This window comes from Aristophania sp. ESL1142 (assembly GCF_058107345.1).
On the sequence record NZ_JBYLUH010000001.1, the window covers coordinates 839,304 to 855,970 of the forward strand.

A 16,667-nucleotide genomic window follows, 5' to 3' on the forward strand; every position below is an offset into this window, starting at 1 on the left:
GTTTTTTTAATAATTCATAAACATAGATTCTGGCATTAAAAACGGAACCTCTGTTCCTTTTCGTCCCCAAAAACGCGTTTTAACATTCTCTCTTCTATCGCGTTTTCAAGCCATATAATATACGCTATCATACAGGTGACGACGGGTAACGCGAACGGTCAGCTTAAAAATTTCCGTAATGTTTTTTGTCTATATTCGTTTTTTTTGCGGAAAACTATGCATTTGAGGGGCTATGTCAGCACAATCAATTACTCCAGCTAATAGACTCGTTTATGAAAAAAAGAAGTCTGTGGAAGATCGTTGTTCACGTTTGAAAAAGGCCATTCAAGCAGGTGGTGGTAATAGCAATGTCGCAAAAGCAACGGGGATTCCTAAACCTACATTGAGCACTTATGCTTCTGGAAGGGATATGAAAGCGAGTGCGGCTGTTGCAATAGCTAATGCTTGTGGCGTTTCTCTTGAATGGCTACTTGCTGGCACGGGGCCAATGCTAAATGAGGAAATGAAAACCCAAACGATGAAGAGTGATGAAAAAGCTTTTCAAAATAATGGGAATACTGTTTCTGAAGCGGAAAAAGGTCCAGACGTTCAGGAAAGAATAAAACGGCTTAAATTTGCCATTCAGCGATCGGGGGGGAGGGATGTTGTGGCAGCTAAATCAGCGGTCTCCTCTTTCGCTTTAGATGGCTATATGGCTGGGCAGGATATCACTGTTGGTGCATTGAGCGTGATCGCAGAAGCCTGTGGGGTGTCGCTTGACTGGCTGGTCCGTGGTGGAGAGATGGAAAGGACTTTACCTCGGGGATTTTCTGACCCGGTTTATGGTGCTGGTCAATATAGTGTTGATCGGCGTCTTCAGAATCATGATGATACACTGACAATCCCTTTTTTCCAGACTGAAGCTTCGGCAGGGGCGGGAATTGTTTCGGGAGACTGGGAAGAAGCAGAAGAGATCCATATATCCAAAGGGTTCTTGCGCTCCATTTTTGGGTATACGCCTAAAAATGTCCTGCTCATGCGCGCCCGTGGTGACAGTATGCAGCCAACAATCCAGTCGCAGGATGTACTGATTGTCAATTATGCTGATAATGATATCAGGCCGGGTATTTACGTCATGGCGATTGGGGATATGATTCTGGTGAAACGACTGGATATTAAAAATCCGCAAACTTTTGAAATTATCAGCGATAATAAGGAATATAGTAGCTTCGAGGCGTCGATAGATTCTGTTTGCTGGGGGAATGCTGTGCCCGATGCCGCCGTTCGGATCATCGGTAAAGTCACCGGGCATATCCATCTTGATAAATAAAGGACATTCTGCCCGCAGCAGGTAGTTTTAAGAGGGGGATGGTTCTATGCGCACAATTCTCGCAGGGTTGCCGACAGCAGTAGCGTAGGCTGGAATATCTTCTAGTACGACTGAGGCGGCACCTATTCGGGCATAGGCGCCAATTTCCACGCGCCCCAAAATTTTGGCACCAGCGCCAATCATGGCTCCTTTTCTGATAACAGGATGCCGCTCTCCTTCGTTTTTGCCCGTTCCTCCCAAGGTCACATCTTGGAAAAGAGAGACATTGTCTTCGATGATGCAGGTCTCACCAATAACGATCCCGGTGCCATGATCAATAGTCAACCCTTTACCGAGTCGCGCTGCTGGATGAATATCAATGCTGAATTGTTCGTTAATCCGGCTCTGTATATGATAAGCCAACGGCCGCCTCCCACGTTTCCATAAGAAATGACTGATGCGATAGGCTTGCAGTGCTTGCCAGCCTTTGAAAAACAGAAAGGGCGTTACGAGATCTGTACAGGCAGGGTCGCGTTCATAAGTGGCGAGAATATCTTCCCGGGCAGCTTCTGCAATCGTGATGTCTTCCTCGATGGATTTTGCAACAAGGCGTGTAAGGGTGCTTTCTGTTATGGAGCGGTCAGCCAGTTTCGTTCCTAAAAGAGAGGCTAAAGCTGAAGGAAAATCACTATGATCGCATATATTGACGGCATAAAGGTCGCTGATGAGCGGATCGGGACAGCCGCAGGCCTGGGATTGTACCTGTGACCAGAATTGGCTTAGATCAGGTATTTCTTGTGAAGAACAATGACTATGTCGCATGATGAGTTACGTTTAAAGCCCCATAGCCTGCTTGACAAATGACTGTCTGAGACGGGGGCTACGCTGTAGGAAGCGTAATCCACCTTGCCGGATAAGTTGCAAGAAAGGCTTGTCATTGCTGAAAAGTCTTTCCATGAGATCGCAGCCTGCAAGCATAGCCAGATTATGTGGGCGTGTGCTTCGCTGATATTCTTTCAAAAGCTCTGTTTCCCCAAGATCACGCTTATCTTGAAACGCTTTGCGTAGAAGAGGGGCAAGGATTTTTACGTCTTTAAAACCTAGATTCATGCCTTGTCCTGCGACAGGATGCAGGCCGTGAGCAGCATCTCCAATAAGAATCATACGTTGGCTGATATAGCGGTGAGCATATTGAGAGGCGAGGGGATAAAGCCATTTTTGGCCGATAATTTCGAGGTCACCAAGATGTTCATCGGCCAAACGAGCCTGGATATTTTCAATAAAACTGCTGTCAGGGAGGTTTTTGAAATATTCAATGCGGTCTGGTCGGTCTGTCCATACGATGGCTGAACGGTGTGGGTGAGAAGATGTTGGTGGAAGAGGAAGGCGTGCAAATGGACCTTGAGGAAGAAAATTTTCTAAAGCGAATCCGTTATGGGGAAGTTTATGGGAGATGAGCGTGACAAGTGCTGATTTCTGATATGGAATGACTGTCAGTCCGATACCGGCCTGTTCACGAAGTTTCGAGCGGCGTCCATCAGCAGCCACAACCAGGCTGGCTGTTACGACTTCTCCTGAGTCTAAGGTGATGCTGACATGATCAGGAGAAAAGGTAAATGTACCCTGTATTGGAGCACAAAGCCGGAGTGAGGGATGTTTTTTTAGGGTTAAGCCTATAGCTGCCAATAATGTGTTGGCCTCAACCATCCAGCCAAAGGGTTGATGTTCAGGGGCATCGTCTGGCGAAAAAATTAGGGTTGTCTTGGGAGAGCGGCGGGGGAAGTGGCCTTCACCGTCAGAAACGCTTATATTATTGATCGCTTGTGGAGCTGTTGAAAGATTCTGCCAGAGACCTGCTTCTTTCAGAATGGGGCGTGAGCCTTCCGTCAGAGCGTAGGCACGGCCGTCCAGAGAGGGTAAAGGCTCAGTGATCATGGCTTGTTTTTCAAGCAGGAGAACGCGCATGCCTGTCTGTAGCAATAGGCAGGCCAAACTGCTTCCTACTGGTCCAGCCCCGTTAATGCAGACATCATAGTGCTGAGTCATGATTACGTCCTTTTATGTTCTCTTCCTCCTAGCCCGGCTTTAAGAGAAAAGAAAGTCTTGTCTATATCGTTGCGATAGTGATACGATTTGTAAAAATCAAAAAATTTTCCTGGAATATAGATTTCCGAGGCTATCATCAGGGAGTTTTACTATGAAATTGGTCACAGCAATTATCAAGCCATTTAAGCTGGATGATGTACGAGAAGCATTAACTCAGCTGGGAATTCAAGGGCTTACAGTTTCGGAGGTAAGAGGATTTGGGCGCCAGAAAGGTCAGACGGAAATATATCGTGGTGCCGAATATCACGTGAATTTTGTGGCAAAAATAAAGATCGAGATCGCTGTTCGCGAAGATATCGTTCCCGAAGTTGTGGAAGCCATTACGCAGGCTGCCCGTACGGGCCGTATCGGAGATGGCAAGATTATGGTGACTCCGTTAGAGCAAATTATCAGAATTCGCACAGGCGAAAGTGGAGAATCAGCATTATGACACAGGCGATTGACACAGGTGACACTGCCTGGATGCTGACGAGTACTGCCTTGGTCATTATGATGACGGTGCCGGGAATTGCCCTGTTTTATGCAGGTATGGTGCGCCGGAAGAATGTGCTTTCGACGATGGCACAGTCATTTACTGTGTGCTGCTTAGCATCTGTTGTCTGGATGGTGTGCGGCTATAGTCTGGCTTTTACTCCCGGGACAAGTTGGATTGGAGGAATGTCACGTTTCTTTCTGAATGGGATAGTCGATCAGTTTCATAATGGTATTGATCACGCTTTTACATTGGGGGCTGGCACTTCAGCGGCTACGGCTATGACCATTCCTGAAAGTGTCTTCCTGATGTTTCAGATGAGTTTCTCGATTATTGCCCCGGCAATTATAACGGGTGCTTTTGCTGAAAGAATTAAATTCTCAGCCATGTGTCTATTCATGATTTTATGGGGATTATTCGTCTATGTGCCGGTGGCGCATTGGGTCTGGAGTCCGAATGGATGGGTAGCGGCTTTAGGAGCGGTAGATTTTGCAGGTGGCACGGTCGTGCATATTAATGCGGGCATTGCAGGGCTTATCTGTGCTCTAATGATCGGTCAGCGCACAGGTTACAGGCGGGAAGATATGTCCCCTCATAATCTCGCTTATGCTATCATTGGTGCTGCTTTATTATGGATAGGCTGGTTTGGCTTTAACGCAGGTTCTGCTTTCGGAGCGAGCGGGCGGGCGGGTATGGCGATGCTAACGACACAAATTGCCACAGCAGCAGGGGCTTTGGCCTGGATGGTGATAGAGTGGCTTTATACAAAAAAACCCACAGCTCTGGGAATTATCTCAGGAGCTGTCTCTGGACTTGTGGGAATTACGCCAGCGGCTGGATTTGTTCTTCCTATAGGAGCACTGGTGATTGGTGCGGTTTCTGGAATAATTTGTTTTGCGTCTGCCAGTGTGATTAAACGTAAACTTGGTTATGATGACAGCCTTGATGCTTTTGGGATTCATGGCGTTGGTGGTATTGTCGGGGCTCTCCTGACTGGTATCTTTGCCTATGGGCCACTTTCAGCAACTGAGCTTTCTCCTGGAGGTATCGTTGGTAGCCTTTCACAGCTTTTGAAACAGGCTGAGGCTGTCGGTGTTACAATTATCTGGTGTGCACTGGTAACAGCTCTTATTGTTTTTATTCTTGATCGGACGATTGGTATGCGTGTCAGTCGTGATGAAGAGCTTGAAGGGCTGGATATGACCCAGCATGGAGAGCGTCTCAATTAAAGAGGAAAACTAGTTTTATGGCAGCAGTATTTTTAAAGATGATTCTTGTTTATATTTCTGCTGCCATAGCTGAGATTTTTGGGTGTTACGCTTTCTGGCTCTTCTTTCGGGGGGGTAAAAGCTGGCCATGGCTTTTCCTTGGGGGTGTTTCTCTTGCCTGTTTTGCATGGATTTTAACATTCAGCCCTTCAGATGAGGCTGGACGTGCTTTTGCCGTTTATGGAGGTATTTATATTATTGCCTCCCTATTCTGGATGTGGATCGTTGAGAGAAATCAGCCTAATTTAGGAGATATGATCGGGGCGTTTCTCTGTCTTGCTGGCGCCTGCATTATTTTTTTCTCTCCGCGTTTATCTTAGATTTTTTCTGTTCGTTAGAATTTAAGGAAAGTTGTATAATATATCGGGTGCGACTCTTCCGGCTTCTGAAGATTCTGGGTGTCGGACCATTATCTGAAGGAGTGATTTGATGAAATTATCACATTTTTGTTCAGTTATGGCCCTGGCGGCTGCTATGACAGGTGGTTCTGCCCTGGCGGCATCCTCTGCGCAGGATAGCGGGTCTGCTATGTCAGGCAGGGATTGCCGTAAGGCTTTTTTTGCAGCCAAAAAAGACGGCACGTTAAATGGAATGGACTATAAAGCCTATAAAGCTTCAAAATGTGCCAGCAATACATCTTCTAAAACAGAAGAGCAGAAACCAGAAGAAAAAGCTGACAGCAGCGAGCATGAATCTGCGTCAGTAGCACCTGTTGTTAATGGTAGCATTGTTTTCCCTGATAAGATTGACCCTCAATTTGCATCCTTAACGCCGGGCAAAGCACGTATGAAAACCTGCGTAGCTCAATATAATGCCAATAAGGAAAATGGCGGCAATGGCTCTCTGAAATGGATCCAGAAGGGAGGCGGTTACTGGTCACAATGTAATGCCCATCTCAAAGGGTCCCAGCCAGAATAAGACCTTATGAAATTAAGAAAGGTCTGCTTTTTAAGGGCGGACCTTTTTTATTAAGAAGCTTAGGGAAGGATTTTATTAAGAAGCTTAGGGAAGGACCTCCCCGGCCCAGCTCCACCAATTTAGGGAGGAGATGCGTTTTAAAAGTGATTTATGGGCCTCAAAAGCATTTTCTGGTGTTTCGAAAAGAGCAAAACAGGTTGCCCCTGAACCGCTCATTCGACTTAGAAGAACTCCTGGCAGGGAGGAAAGGGTATCCAGCACGTTTTCAATGACAGGAACCTGCTTTATGGCAGCTGGCTGGAGGTCATTGCGGGTTGTTTTCAGGAAAGTCACGAAGTCCCGTGCATTTTCCCACCCGGTTTCAGGGAGATTTATATCATTCGTTTTTGAAAAACCTTTGGGCAGATTTAAATCCTGAAAAATAACAGGTGTTGAAACGGCGATGCGGGGATTGACCAAAATCATGCCTAGTGAGGGTATGGGCGGGGCAGGGGAGAGATGATCTCCTATATTTTCCATATGCTGGGCTGTCTGTTTTAAACAAACAGGGACATCAGCACCCAGTGAGGGAGCGATGGAAGCGGCTAATGAAGCAGGGAGCTTCCAATATTGGGTTAGTAATCTCAAAGCGCAGGCGGCATCGGCTGAGCCACCTCCTATCCCTGAAGAAACAGGAAGGTTCTTTTCTAAAGTGAAGATGACCGTTTCTGGGAGTTGAGAGGTTTCTTCGAAAGCCTTTTGCCTTAGATTACGGGCAGCCCGTAAGACGAGATTATCATCTTCTGCTTTCAGCCCTTCAGAAAAAGGGCCGGTTAAAAAAAGGGAGGTTGCCTCTTTTGCTTTAGAAGGACTGTGTGGTGTTAATGAAAGTTTGTCTCCTGCCCCTGCAAATACAGCAAGGCTGTCAAGCAGATGGTAACCATCTTCCCGCCTGTCTGTGATATGAAGATAAAGATTGATTTTTGCATGGGCTATATCTTCGAGCAGAAACATTATGGGGCCTTCTTGTAAAATCCTGACCTTTTGCGATCATGGATGACACGTTTAGGTTTATGTGGAAGGTTTCTGGGAAAACTTCCTTTGCTGGTCAGGACGATGTAACAAAAGAAACCAGGAATAGCTATCTTTGAGAAAATGTAAGTGATGATGTCTTCGGCGAATTCAACATATCAGGCAAGCCTGAAGGCAGCTCTTGAACTTCAGTACGAATGGGGTGTGGAAAGCATTACAGAATCTTTCCCCTGGACGCCTTTTGAGGAATCGGTCACCTTATCAGACGTGCCAAAGCTAAAGTCCCATAAGACTGACTTACCTTATAACAGAATGAGAAAGGCGTCTCTACCTGCTCCCGGAAGAGAAAAAGCATCTGAGTTTAAAGAGGTCTTTGACAACCAATCTCTCATAGCATTTATCCATCAGTTCAAAGATATCCCTCTCGCCCGAACAGCGACACATTATCTGACTCCTGAATGGCATCAGAATGCGCGTTTTACAATTATTGGAGAGATACCTGATGCAGATGAAGACCGATCAGGCACGCTATTTTCAGGTGAAGCAGGTTTTTATCTTGAAAAGATAATGCGTTCATTGGGGATGCGCCGTGATGAGATGAATATAATTCCCTCTATTCCTTGGCGACCGCCCGGTGGAAGACCACTTTTAGTGTCTGAGCTGGAAATTGCGACACAAATTTTACAGAAAGCGTTGGGTCTGGCAAGGGAAAGTCCTGTTATAACAATGGGGACAACGCCTTTGCGGCTTCTGAAAGGGAAGGCTACTCATATTACAAAAGCCAGAGGCGCGTGGCACGAGCTTATTTTGGCAGTACAAAACGATAAAATTCGTTTTTTGCCAACTTACCATCCCTTACAGTTAAAAGCAGGTGCTGTTGTTAGGCGAGGACTTTGGGAAGACATGCTTCTATTGTCAGATATTCTAAATATATAATAAACAAAAAGTAATATAGCGTTCATATTTATGTGACTTCTGAAAAGAATCTGCATCATAAATGAGACATTAATAACACAGTGAAAATCATACATCTCTCATAAGCTTGATTTTTGAAAGTGTAATCCTTATGTAACCTCGGCTATGAATAAGAGACGGTCAATAGTATTTATATTGGCAGCATTTTTTACTGTTATAAGTGCTGTCATAACATTGTGGGATTCAGTTCTTAACCCATTGATAAAAGACGAATTTCGTAGTCGGATATCTGTAACTACCGGGGGTAAGGAGTTGGGTGCAGCTGTGGTATCTGATGATGTAAACAGATACTCACATCTTTTCCCTCATCCGCTGTCAGATGAAACGGCAGGAAATTACAAAAAATTATTTGAGACTGTCAGAAGTGAGGATTTTACGTCTCTTGATGCGTCTTTAGAAAAGATTGCCGACCCTCTTTTGAAATCTGATATTCTTGCGGAATATTACCTCCATAGAGGTGTTATTGCCCCTTTACCCGCCGTGCGGAGCTGGCTGGAGCATTATCCACGCTTACCTGATGCACACCGTATTTATGCGCGTATGAAAGAGCTTTATCCGGCCCCGGTCGGCTTGGTGCTCTCGCCTCAGCCTATGTTGGCGCCAGGGCAGATTGAGATTGATTTTTCTTCTGGTGATGACGACATGGTGATCGCTAGAAATGCCCGTATCGATCATATTGTCCAGCCGCAATTAAATAAGGGATTGTCTGGAGCGAAGTTGGCTTTGGCCTACATCCAGAAGCTTTCTGGCCTGCAAAATGATTACAGAGCGCAGTTGGAAGGTGAAATAGCTCTGACTTTTCTGAGCCAGGGGGAAGTCAGTCTGGCACGTTCTCTTGCGCGTTCTGCCTTTTCAGATGGGAGAAGGCAGATAGGTCTGCCGGCTTATGTAGAAGGTCTGGCTTTATGGCAAGAAGGTAAATGGCAGGCTGCTTCAGTGTCTTTTAAAGATGCTGCCAATGCTCCAAAAACGGATCGGTATGTTCAAGCCGCTGCGGCTTTCTGGGCAGCAAGAACGGAAGAACGTCTTCAAGCTGAGAATGATTACAAATTCTGGTTGAAACGTGCTGCCTCCTATAGTGATTGTTTTTATGGAATCCTGGCATCAGAGGCGTTGGCGCGATGGGAAGGTCAGCAGGAAGAGGTTACAGAGGTTTCAGAATCTGAGGCGAAGGCTTTGCGCCATCAGCGCATGAACCGCAATGATGTTGAGACTGTTCTTAATGCTCCCGAGGGGAAGCATTTCTTTGCTTTGCTTCAGATTGGAGAGCAGGGAAGAGCAGAGGCTCTGGCACGTTATATATGGCCAATTCTTGTAAAACAGGGTCTTGTAAGAGCACATTCTCTTGCTTTGGTTGTCCGTAAAGCAGGTATGCTGGGGCTTTCTGATCAGATGGAAAAAGCAGAACAGCACCAAACTGCACCGCAGTTAAAAACCGTTCAGTCTGATTTACCCGAACTGAAGCCCCAGCATGGTTTCCGCCTTGATCCCGCTTTGATTTATGCTGTGGCACGAATGGAGTCCAATTTTAATCCCAATGCAGTTTCTTCTGTTGGGGCGAGAGGGCTTATGCAGGTTCAGCCTCGCACGGCAAGCTTTGTGACAGCGGGCCATATTAAATTTGACACACACGGAGAGGCTATTATCAAGGTTCCTGATAATATGGCTCAGCGTTTGCATGATCCGGCCTATAATCTGGAAGTTGGACAGCTTTATCTTCTCTATCTTGCAGAAACAGCCGTTCAGATGGAAAATAACAAAGACGAGTTTGTCATTCAACGTAACAGAAATGGCGATCTTCTATCAGTTCTGGCTGCCTATAATGCGGGGCCAGGGGTTATTCTGCATTGGCAGTCTCTGCATCCTCATCAACATGATCCGCTTTATTTTATTGAGACCCTTCCAACCTACCAGACCAGAAATTATGTTCATGATGTTTTGAAAACAACATGGCTTTATGCCAGGAAAATGGGTCTGGAAACGCCCTCATTGGTGTCTCTTGCTGAGAGGCAATGGCCTTCTGTTTCATCTGAAAAAGAGGTCGGAACCTCTCACGGTTAGTTGAAGATCATGACGGTGAGGTGGCGTTTTTTCATATCACCGTCATGATGATGTAATCCATATCACGAACATATGGATTACTCTTTTTAAGGGCTGGATGAATCTTTTTTATGTACAATCAAAGGAAAATAACAATTCTTTATTTTTCTCTTCCTGATTCTGATTAAATTTACTGAAATCATGAATTATAATTTATTTATAACATATTAAATGTATTTAAAATTTAATTATATTAATTCAATGTAATGTATGAAAAAATAAAATATATAAATTTACATTACTGTTGCAATAGTGTTTGTTCCGAAGTATTTTTTAATGTTATCATTTTAATGGTATTTATTAATTTGGTATATTTTTCTGATCTATATGTTGGCATACTTATTGAAGTTATAAAAATTTTCTTAATGTCATGAAGGTCTGTTTTTAATAATCCGATAATCTGCTGTTAATAAATCCTATAAACGATGCTGAGGTAATGGGTTGGCATCAAGCTATCTTTACAAGCATTGATTATGATGAGATATCCACTTGTCTGTTTCACATCGGAATCGGACAAGTAGGGCGTAAGCTCCTTTCTTTATCTGAAGCAGGTTCTCTGTTGCTATGTTAGAACAGCGCACGATGGCTATGGTTAGCACGTTGGTAAACAAACAGTGACTCCTCAAGCCCGTTCCTTATTTGGTCTGGCGGGGATTATCTGTCTGGCCATGTCGACTTCGTTTAATGAGCAGGTTTCCTCGCAGGGTCTGGGTGATATTCTAGGCGGGATGGGGATCAGCCATGATCCTGGTACATGGTTTACAACTGTGTATAGCGCGACAGAAGTCGCCGGGATGGGCGTTGCCCCATGGATGGCTATGACCGTCGGTATGAAACGTTTCGTACTGATTGTGGCGGCTACGGCAATTATCAGTACATTGCCCCTGGCTTTTACGACGAATCTGACACTTCTTTATGCCTTGAGGGCTGTGCAGGGATTTGCTGGAGGGTGTAGTATCCCCCTTCTGATGGCAATTGCTCTCAAAGTGCTGGCACCTGATATCAGACTTTTTGGTCTGGCGGCTTATGCGCTGACAGCAACGTGTTTCCCATATTTAAGTACTGCTCTTGCAGGATTATGGACTGACCTTGTGGGGTGGAGATTCATCTTTTTTCAGATTTTGCCTATGGGTGGTGGTGCTATGGCCCTGCTTTATTTCGGGTTGCCTGATACTGCGGGGCGAATGGAGCGGTTTAAGGAGCCACGGATGTGGCTCAGTGCGGCTCTTCTGTTTATTTCGACGGTTCCTTTAGTCGTTATGCTGGCGCAAGGAGATAGGCTGGACTGGTTTAACTCAAAGCTGATTTGTGTCTGCGCCTTGATCTCAGCTGTGACCTTGCCACTTTTTGTAATGAACGAGCTGAAAAGACCGGAGCCTTTTTTTCGCTTCTCTTTGCTAAGACGTCGGAATTTTCTCTATGCCGTGGTTGGCCTGCAGATTTTTGTGCTTTTATCAATTTCAGGCTCAGCCATTCCAAGCCAGTATCTGACGGTTGTTGCAGGATATAGACCGGAGCAGATTTATCTCGTAACAGCAGTTATTGCGTCTCTGCAATTGATTTTCCTGCCTTTTATGGCCATTCTCTTGAATTATGAATGGGTTGATTCACGTGTTGTCAGCTTTATCGGTCTGGTATTGATGATTTCAGCCTGTATAGCGAATTCTTTCGTAACAGCTGAATGGAACCGCAATGAGTTTTACGCCTGGCAGGTGGCCCAGGCACTTGGTGCCGCAATGGTTGTTATGCCCATTCTTATGGGGGCGACCAATGCCGTTATGCCGCAAGAGGGGCCATTTGCCGCAGGAATGGTGAATGCACCGCGAGCGGTTGTCCAGGTGATGGGAACATGGCTTGTCCAGCTTGCTTTTCATTGGCGCGGCAATCTTCATTCTGAACGTCTGACAGACCGTCTGGGACAAAATCATTATGGATTATTTCAGGGTGCAAACCCTGATTGGCAGCATCCTGCTCCGTTATTACCGAACGGGACTAGTACCTCGCCTGGTGCTGTAGCCGCCTTGACGAAGCAGCTTCATCATCAGGTATCAACTTTGGTGATTGAAGATCTCTTCATGATTATGGCTTGCATAGCGGGGCTTTTACTGCTCTGGCTTCTGGTTGTACCTGTGCGGGCTTATCCACCACGTATTGCTCTGGCGGGCATGATTCCCCCGGCTGAGCCTGTTTCTACGCCGTCAAAATAATGGTTATTGTAAGGGTTACTCTCTAATGGCTGAACCTAGTAAAACCGCTCGCTGGCCCTATTTTCTGGCTGGAGGCGTCGTGGTCGTCTTTATAGCTATTGTGCTGGCGATTATTTTTGTGCCGACCTCACGGGTCTGGACAAATGATGCGTATGTCACGGTCCATCATACTGTGATTGCACCTCGTGTTTATGGCCAGATCGTTGCTGTGAATGTCACAGATAACCAGTCTGTCCATAAAGGGGATGTGCTTGCTGAGCTTGATCCTAATGACTATCAGACAGCACTTGATGAAGCTCGCGCGACTGAGGCAGATGATAGGGCAAAAGTCATGGATGCCGCGGCGAATGTTGCTCGTCAGCCAGCATTGATTGATGATGCACAGGCACGGGTCGATCAGTTGCAGGCTGAGTTGGTTTTTGCGCGTCAGGATGCAGACCGTTACGGGCATCTGGCACGTACTGGCGCAGGGAGTTTACAGGAAGGGCAGAAGACACACGCAACACTTGCGGAAATGACGGCCTCTTATAATGCTGCCAAAGCAGAACTAGAAGCAGCACGTGATGAGCTGATTGTTCTGAAAGCAAAAAATGCGGCTGCAGAGAAACAGGTGATGGTTGATATGGCTCGCGTCCATCAGGCAGAGCTTAACCTGTCCTATACAAAGCTTAGAGCGCCATTCGATGGTATGGTCGGTGAACGTAATGTGCAGGTAGGCAATGTTGTGCCTGCCGGGACGCCCATTATGGCTCTTGTGCCGATTGATGATTTGTGGATACAGGCAAATTACCGTGAAGTTGCACTTCGTCACGTGAAACCGGGGCAGAAAGTCGATATTCACGTTGATGCTTATGATATTGATCTTAAAGGGGTCGTTGATAGTGTCCCTCCATCTTCTGGAGCAGCCTTCGCGCCGCTTGCTCCTGAAAATGCAACAGGGAACTTTACCAAGATTGTCCAGCGTCTTCCGGTGAAAATCACCCTCCTCCCTGGGCAGCCTCTTGCCAAATTACTGCGTATGGGCTTTTCCGTCGAAACGACAATTCACACTAATATGGCCGATATTGTAGAGGCACAGCGTCATTCCAATCGCTCGGTGACAGCGCGATGAGCGGAACAGGTTTAAAACTTACAGGAAAAGTGTTTGGCGCACGCCTTGTGAGCCTGACCCTCATGACGACGGCTTTAGCTGGCTGTATCAGAATGGGGCCTGATTATAAAACACCCGTTTCCCCAGAGCAGCCTGCCCAATGGTCTAAAGCGGCTGATGCTCCCAAAAACCAGACAGCAGGTCTGACTTACGGGGGGGAGGTTGATTTTACCTGGTGGCGGCGGTTTAATGATCCGACCTTAAATCAGCTGATTGAAACATTGGGAAAGCAAAATCTTGATATTCAGGAAGCTGCGACGAGAGTCAGTCAGGCAAAAGGGCAGTTAAAGGTTGCTGCTTCGGCGGGGCTGCCTCATGTCGGCTGGGCTGGCAGTTATGCCTGGACGCAACAGAGTGAAAAAGGCATGTTCGGCACGGTTCAGCCAAAGCCGGGAGCGAATTTGCAATATGAGGAATATAGCAATATCGGTTCTGCCACCTGGGACCTTGACCTCTTCGGCGCCATTCGTCGGGCTGTTGAAGCCAGCAACGCTGATCTTGTTGCTGTTGAGGCTGCCCGTAAGGCTGTGGTTCTGGCAAGCCTCTCTGACCTTGTTGATAGTTACATGCGTCTCAGAGGTGTGCAGGAGCAGCTTGATTATACGGAAGAGCATCTCAGGCTTGTTGAACGTGACCTGAAACTTGTGCTTCAGCGTCAGAAAGAAGGGGCTTCCAACGCGTTAGAGGTAGCCCAGGCAAGAGGACAGGTTGAAAAAACAAAGAGTGACCTCCCTCCCTTGAGGCAGTCTCAGGCTGCTTTGGTGAATGCGATCGGTTATTTGTTGGCACTGCCACCACGTAAGCTTGAGGAAGAACTTCTGCCACGCAAGGGGCAACCGGTTGCGCCGGTTTCGGTCGGGGTGGGTGTGCCATCGACATTGGCGCAACGTCGCCCTGATATTATGCAGGCTGATGCTTCCCTTCATGCAGCAACAGCGCGTATTGGCGCTGCGACGGCAGCTTTTTACCCTGATATCAACCTCGTAGGTGATCTGGGGTCCCAGAGTTTATCTGCGGGTGACTTCTTTATGCCTTCCGCGAAATATTTCAAGTTGGGCCCAACTGTCAGTGTGCCTGTCTTTCAGGGCGGACGGTTGAGCGGCACTCTGAAATTACGCAATCAACAGGCTAAGGAAGCAGCTTTTGAATTCCGGCGTGTCGTTCTGAATGCCTGGCGTGAAGTGGATGATGCTATTACAGACCTGGCTCATGTGCAGGTTCGTTATAAGGATTTGCAGGAAACAGTCCATCAGAACAAGCTGGCTTTGTCCGCAGCACAGGACCAATATAAGGAAGGGGCGGTTCCTTTCCTTGAGGTGGATCGTGCTGAATCCATGCTTCTGGCTAACGAAATCCTGATGGCTGCCAGCAGGACAGATACAAATATTGCAACGGTTAATTTGTACAGAACATTGGGTGGGGGCTGGCAGCCTTTTGTTCCACCTGATAAAGAGGAAAAAACCGGCCTGGCCAACCTGGGTAGCTTCTTCTAAGGGCGCCCAGGAAGCCGTAAAGACGCCTACCGGCCAGAAGATAAACAGTAAAAGTTAGAATACAGGACAATAGTTCCAGGATATGACCACCGAACAAAGATTACCCCTCCGCCGCGCCCTTCTTTCCGTTTCTGACAAGGAGGGATTGGTTGATCTTGCGCGTGCACTCATTGCGCAGAATGTCGAAATTCTCTCAACGGGTGGTTCAGCCCGCACCCTGCGTGAAGCTGGAGTGCCGGTAAAGGAAGTTTCTGAACATACTGGCTTTCCTGAAATTCTTGACGGCCGCGTCAAAACATTGGTCCCCTGGATTCATGGCGGGATTTTAGGGCGCCGCGATAATCCTGAGCATCTGGAGCAGATGAAGACACACAAGATTGAGCCGATTGATCTCGTTTGTGTCAATCTTTATCCTTTTTCGGCAACTGTTGCGTCTGGCGCTGATGTTGAAACCTGTATCGAAAATATTGATATTGGTGGCCCAGCCATGGTGCGCGCCGCTGCCAAGAATTTTCAGCATGTCGTGATTTTGACCTCACCAGTACAATATCAGGGCTTCCTGTCTTCTCTCTCACAAGGGGGTACGACATTATCTGAGCGCCGTAACTGGGCGCAATCTGCTTATGCGCATACAGCCGCTTATGATAGCATGATCGCGAACTGGTTTGCCCAGCAGGAAGCGGCACCAGGTGAGGTGGTTTTACCCGAGGTGCTCACTCTGGCCGGGAAACGTGACAGCCTCTTGCGTTATGGCGAAAACCCTCATCAGAAAGCTGCTTTTTACCGTGATGGAAGCAGACGTCCCGGTCTGGCAACAGCACGCCAGATTCAGGGTAAGGAGCTGAGCTATAATAATCTGAATGATACAGATGCCGCTTTTGAAGCGGTTTCAGAATTTGCAGAGCCGAGCGTGGTGATTGTAAAACACGCTAACCCTTGTGGTGTTGCTACGCGTTCCAACCTTCTGGAGGCTTGGGAGGCGGCCCTGCAATGTGACCCGGTTTCTGCTTTTGGCGGGATTGTGGCCCTGAACCGCACTCTTGATGAAGCAACAGCACAGCAGATCAGCACGATCTTTACGGAAGTTGTCGTTGCGCCGGATGCAGATCAGGCTGCCATTGAGCTTATGGCCAAAAAGAAGAACCTTCGTCTTTTGTTGACAGGGGGTGTGCCTGACCCGGCGGAAGCAGGGCTGGTTGTGAAGTCGGTCTCTGGTGGTTTTCTGGCTCAGAGTCGCGATAACGGCCATGTCAGTCTTGAGACCCTGAAAGTTGTGACCAAAAGGGCACCTTCAGAGCGGGAAATGGCAGATATGCTCTTTGCCTTCCGTGTAGCCAAGCATGTGAAGTCCAATGCTGTGATCTATGTGAAAGATCAGGCAACAGTCGGGATTGGTGCCGGTCAGATGTCACGTGTTGACAGTGCACGGATCGCAGCCCGTAAAAGTGAGGATGCCGCACAGGCTGCGGGGCTGAAAGAGGCTCTGACAATTGGTTCAGTCGCAGCGTCTGATGCTTTCTTCCCCTTTGCTGATGGTCTGGAAAGTGTCGTGGCAGCAGGTGCTACGGCCGTCATTCAGCCTGGTGGTTCTATTCGCGATCAGGAAGTGATTGAGGCAGCCGATAAAGCAGGTATTGCCATGGTCTTTACAGGAATGCGTCATTTCAGGCATTAATAGA

Annotated in this window: 14 protein-coding genes; 11 read left to right on the forward strand and 3 right to left on the reverse strand. The window is 47.2% G+C overall.

Annotation, left to right across the window (positions count from 1 at the left end; all coding sequences use genetic code 11):
• Window positions 1-232: 232 nt before the first annotated feature.
• Window positions 233-1,309 (forward strand): S24 family peptidase, encoded by a 1,077-nt coding sequence (locus AC3B6P_RS03925; RefSeq protein WP_489804823.1) that lies wholly within the window; start codon window positions 233-235, stop codon window positions 1,307-1,309.
• Between the two features lie 27 nt (window positions 1,310-1,336).
• On the opposite strand, the gene cysE is transcribed toward AC3B6P_RS03925, so the two are convergent.
• Together cysE and AC3B6P_RS03935 are read right to left on the reverse strand one after the other, a co-directional pair.
• On the reverse strand, window positions 1,337-2,110 hold the full coding sequence (cysE, locus tag AC3B6P_RS03930; protein ID WP_489804824.1) for a serine O-acetyltransferase: 774 nt from the start codon (window positions 2,108-2,110) through the stop codon (window positions 1,337-1,339).
• A gap of 12 nt (window positions 2,111-2,122) precedes the next feature.
• Window positions 2,123-3,334 (reverse strand): FAD-dependent monooxygenase, encoded by a 1,212-nt coding sequence (locus tag AC3B6P_RS03935; protein ID WP_489804825.1) that lies wholly within the window; start codon window positions 3,332-3,334, stop codon window positions 2,123-2,125.
• 151 nt (window positions 3,335-3,485) lie between these two features.
• Between AC3B6P_RS03935 and AC3B6P_RS03940 the strand changes: the two genes are divergently transcribed.
• From AC3B6P_RS03940 to AC3B6P_RS03955, 4 genes are all read left to right on the forward strand, one after another.
• Window positions 3,486-3,824 (forward strand): P-II family nitrogen regulator, encoded by a 339-nt coding sequence (locus AC3B6P_RS03940; RefSeq protein WP_489804826.1) that lies wholly within the window; start codon window positions 3,486-3,488, stop codon window positions 3,822-3,824.
• Window positions 3,821-5,095 carry an ammonium transporter gene (locus AC3B6P_RS03945; RefSeq protein WP_489804827.1) on the forward strand — a complete coding sequence of 425 codons (1,275 nt, stop codon included), beginning with the start codon at window positions 3,821-3,823 and terminating at the stop codon, window positions 5,093-5,095. Before AC3B6P_RS03940 ends, AC3B6P_RS03945 begins: the two co-directional genes overlap by 4 nt.
• A gap of 17 nt (window positions 5,096-5,112) precedes the next feature.
• On the forward strand, window positions 5,113-5,454 hold the full coding sequence (locus tag AC3B6P_RS03950; protein ID WP_489804828.1) for a YnfA family protein: 342 nt from the start codon (window positions 5,113-5,115) through the stop codon (window positions 5,452-5,454).
• Window positions 5,455-5,563: 109 nt separating this feature from the next.
• On the forward strand, window positions 5,564-6,052 hold the full coding sequence (locus tag AC3B6P_RS03955; protein WP_489804829.1) for a hypothetical protein: 489 nt from the start codon (window positions 5,564-5,566) through the stop codon (window positions 6,050-6,052).
• Between the two features lie 84 nt (window positions 6,053-6,136).
• On the opposite strand, the gene AC3B6P_RS03960 is transcribed toward AC3B6P_RS03955, so the two are convergent.
• Window positions 6,137-7,045 (reverse strand): 4-(cytidine 5'-diphospho)-2-C-methyl-D-erythritol kinase, encoded by a 909-nt coding sequence (locus AC3B6P_RS03960; RefSeq protein ID WP_489804830.1) that lies wholly within the window; start codon window positions 7,043-7,045, stop codon window positions 6,137-6,139.
• A 150-nt stretch (window positions 7,046-7,195) separates the two neighbouring features.
• Between AC3B6P_RS03960 and AC3B6P_RS03965 the strand changes: the two genes are divergently transcribed.
• From AC3B6P_RS03965 to purH, 6 genes are all read left to right on the forward strand, one after another.
• Window positions 7,196-7,999 (forward strand): uracil-DNA glycosylase, encoded by an 804-nt coding sequence (locus tag AC3B6P_RS03965; RefSeq protein WP_489805536.1) that lies wholly within the window; start codon window positions 7,196-7,198, stop codon window positions 7,997-7,999.
• A gap of 303 nt (window positions 8,000-8,302) precedes the next feature.
• Window positions 8,303-10,099, forward strand: coding sequence for a transglycosylase SLT domain-containing protein (locus tag AC3B6P_RS03970; RefSeq protein WP_489804831.1), 1,797 nt, complete (start codon window positions 8,303-8,305; stop codon window positions 10,097-10,099).
• A 653-nt stretch (window positions 10,100-10,752) separates the two neighbouring features.
• Window positions 10,753-12,345, forward strand: coding sequence for an MFS transporter (locus AC3B6P_RS03975; protein ID WP_489804832.1), 1,593 nt, complete (start codon window positions 10,753-10,755; stop codon window positions 12,343-12,345).
• A gap of 25 nt (window positions 12,346-12,370) precedes the next feature.
• On the forward strand, window positions 12,371-13,456 hold the full coding sequence (locus tag AC3B6P_RS03980) for an HlyD family secretion protein (protein ID WP_489804833.1): 1,086 nt from the start codon (window positions 12,371-12,373) through the stop codon (window positions 13,454-13,456).
• Entirely contained in the window at window positions 13,453-14,988 is a 1,536-nt protein-coding gene (locus AC3B6P_RS03985) for an efflux transporter outer membrane subunit (protein WP_489804834.1), read from the forward strand. The genes AC3B6P_RS03980 and AC3B6P_RS03985 overlap by 4 nt, the downstream gene beginning before the upstream one ends.
• 82 nt (window positions 14,989-15,070) lie before the next feature.
• Entirely contained in the window at window positions 15,071-16,663 is a 1,593-nt protein-coding gene (gene purH, locus AC3B6P_RS03990; protein WP_489804835.1) for a bifunctional phosphoribosylaminoimidazolecarboxamide formyltransferase/IMP cyclohydrolase, read from the forward strand.
• Window positions 16,664-16,667: the final 4 nt, after the last annotated feature.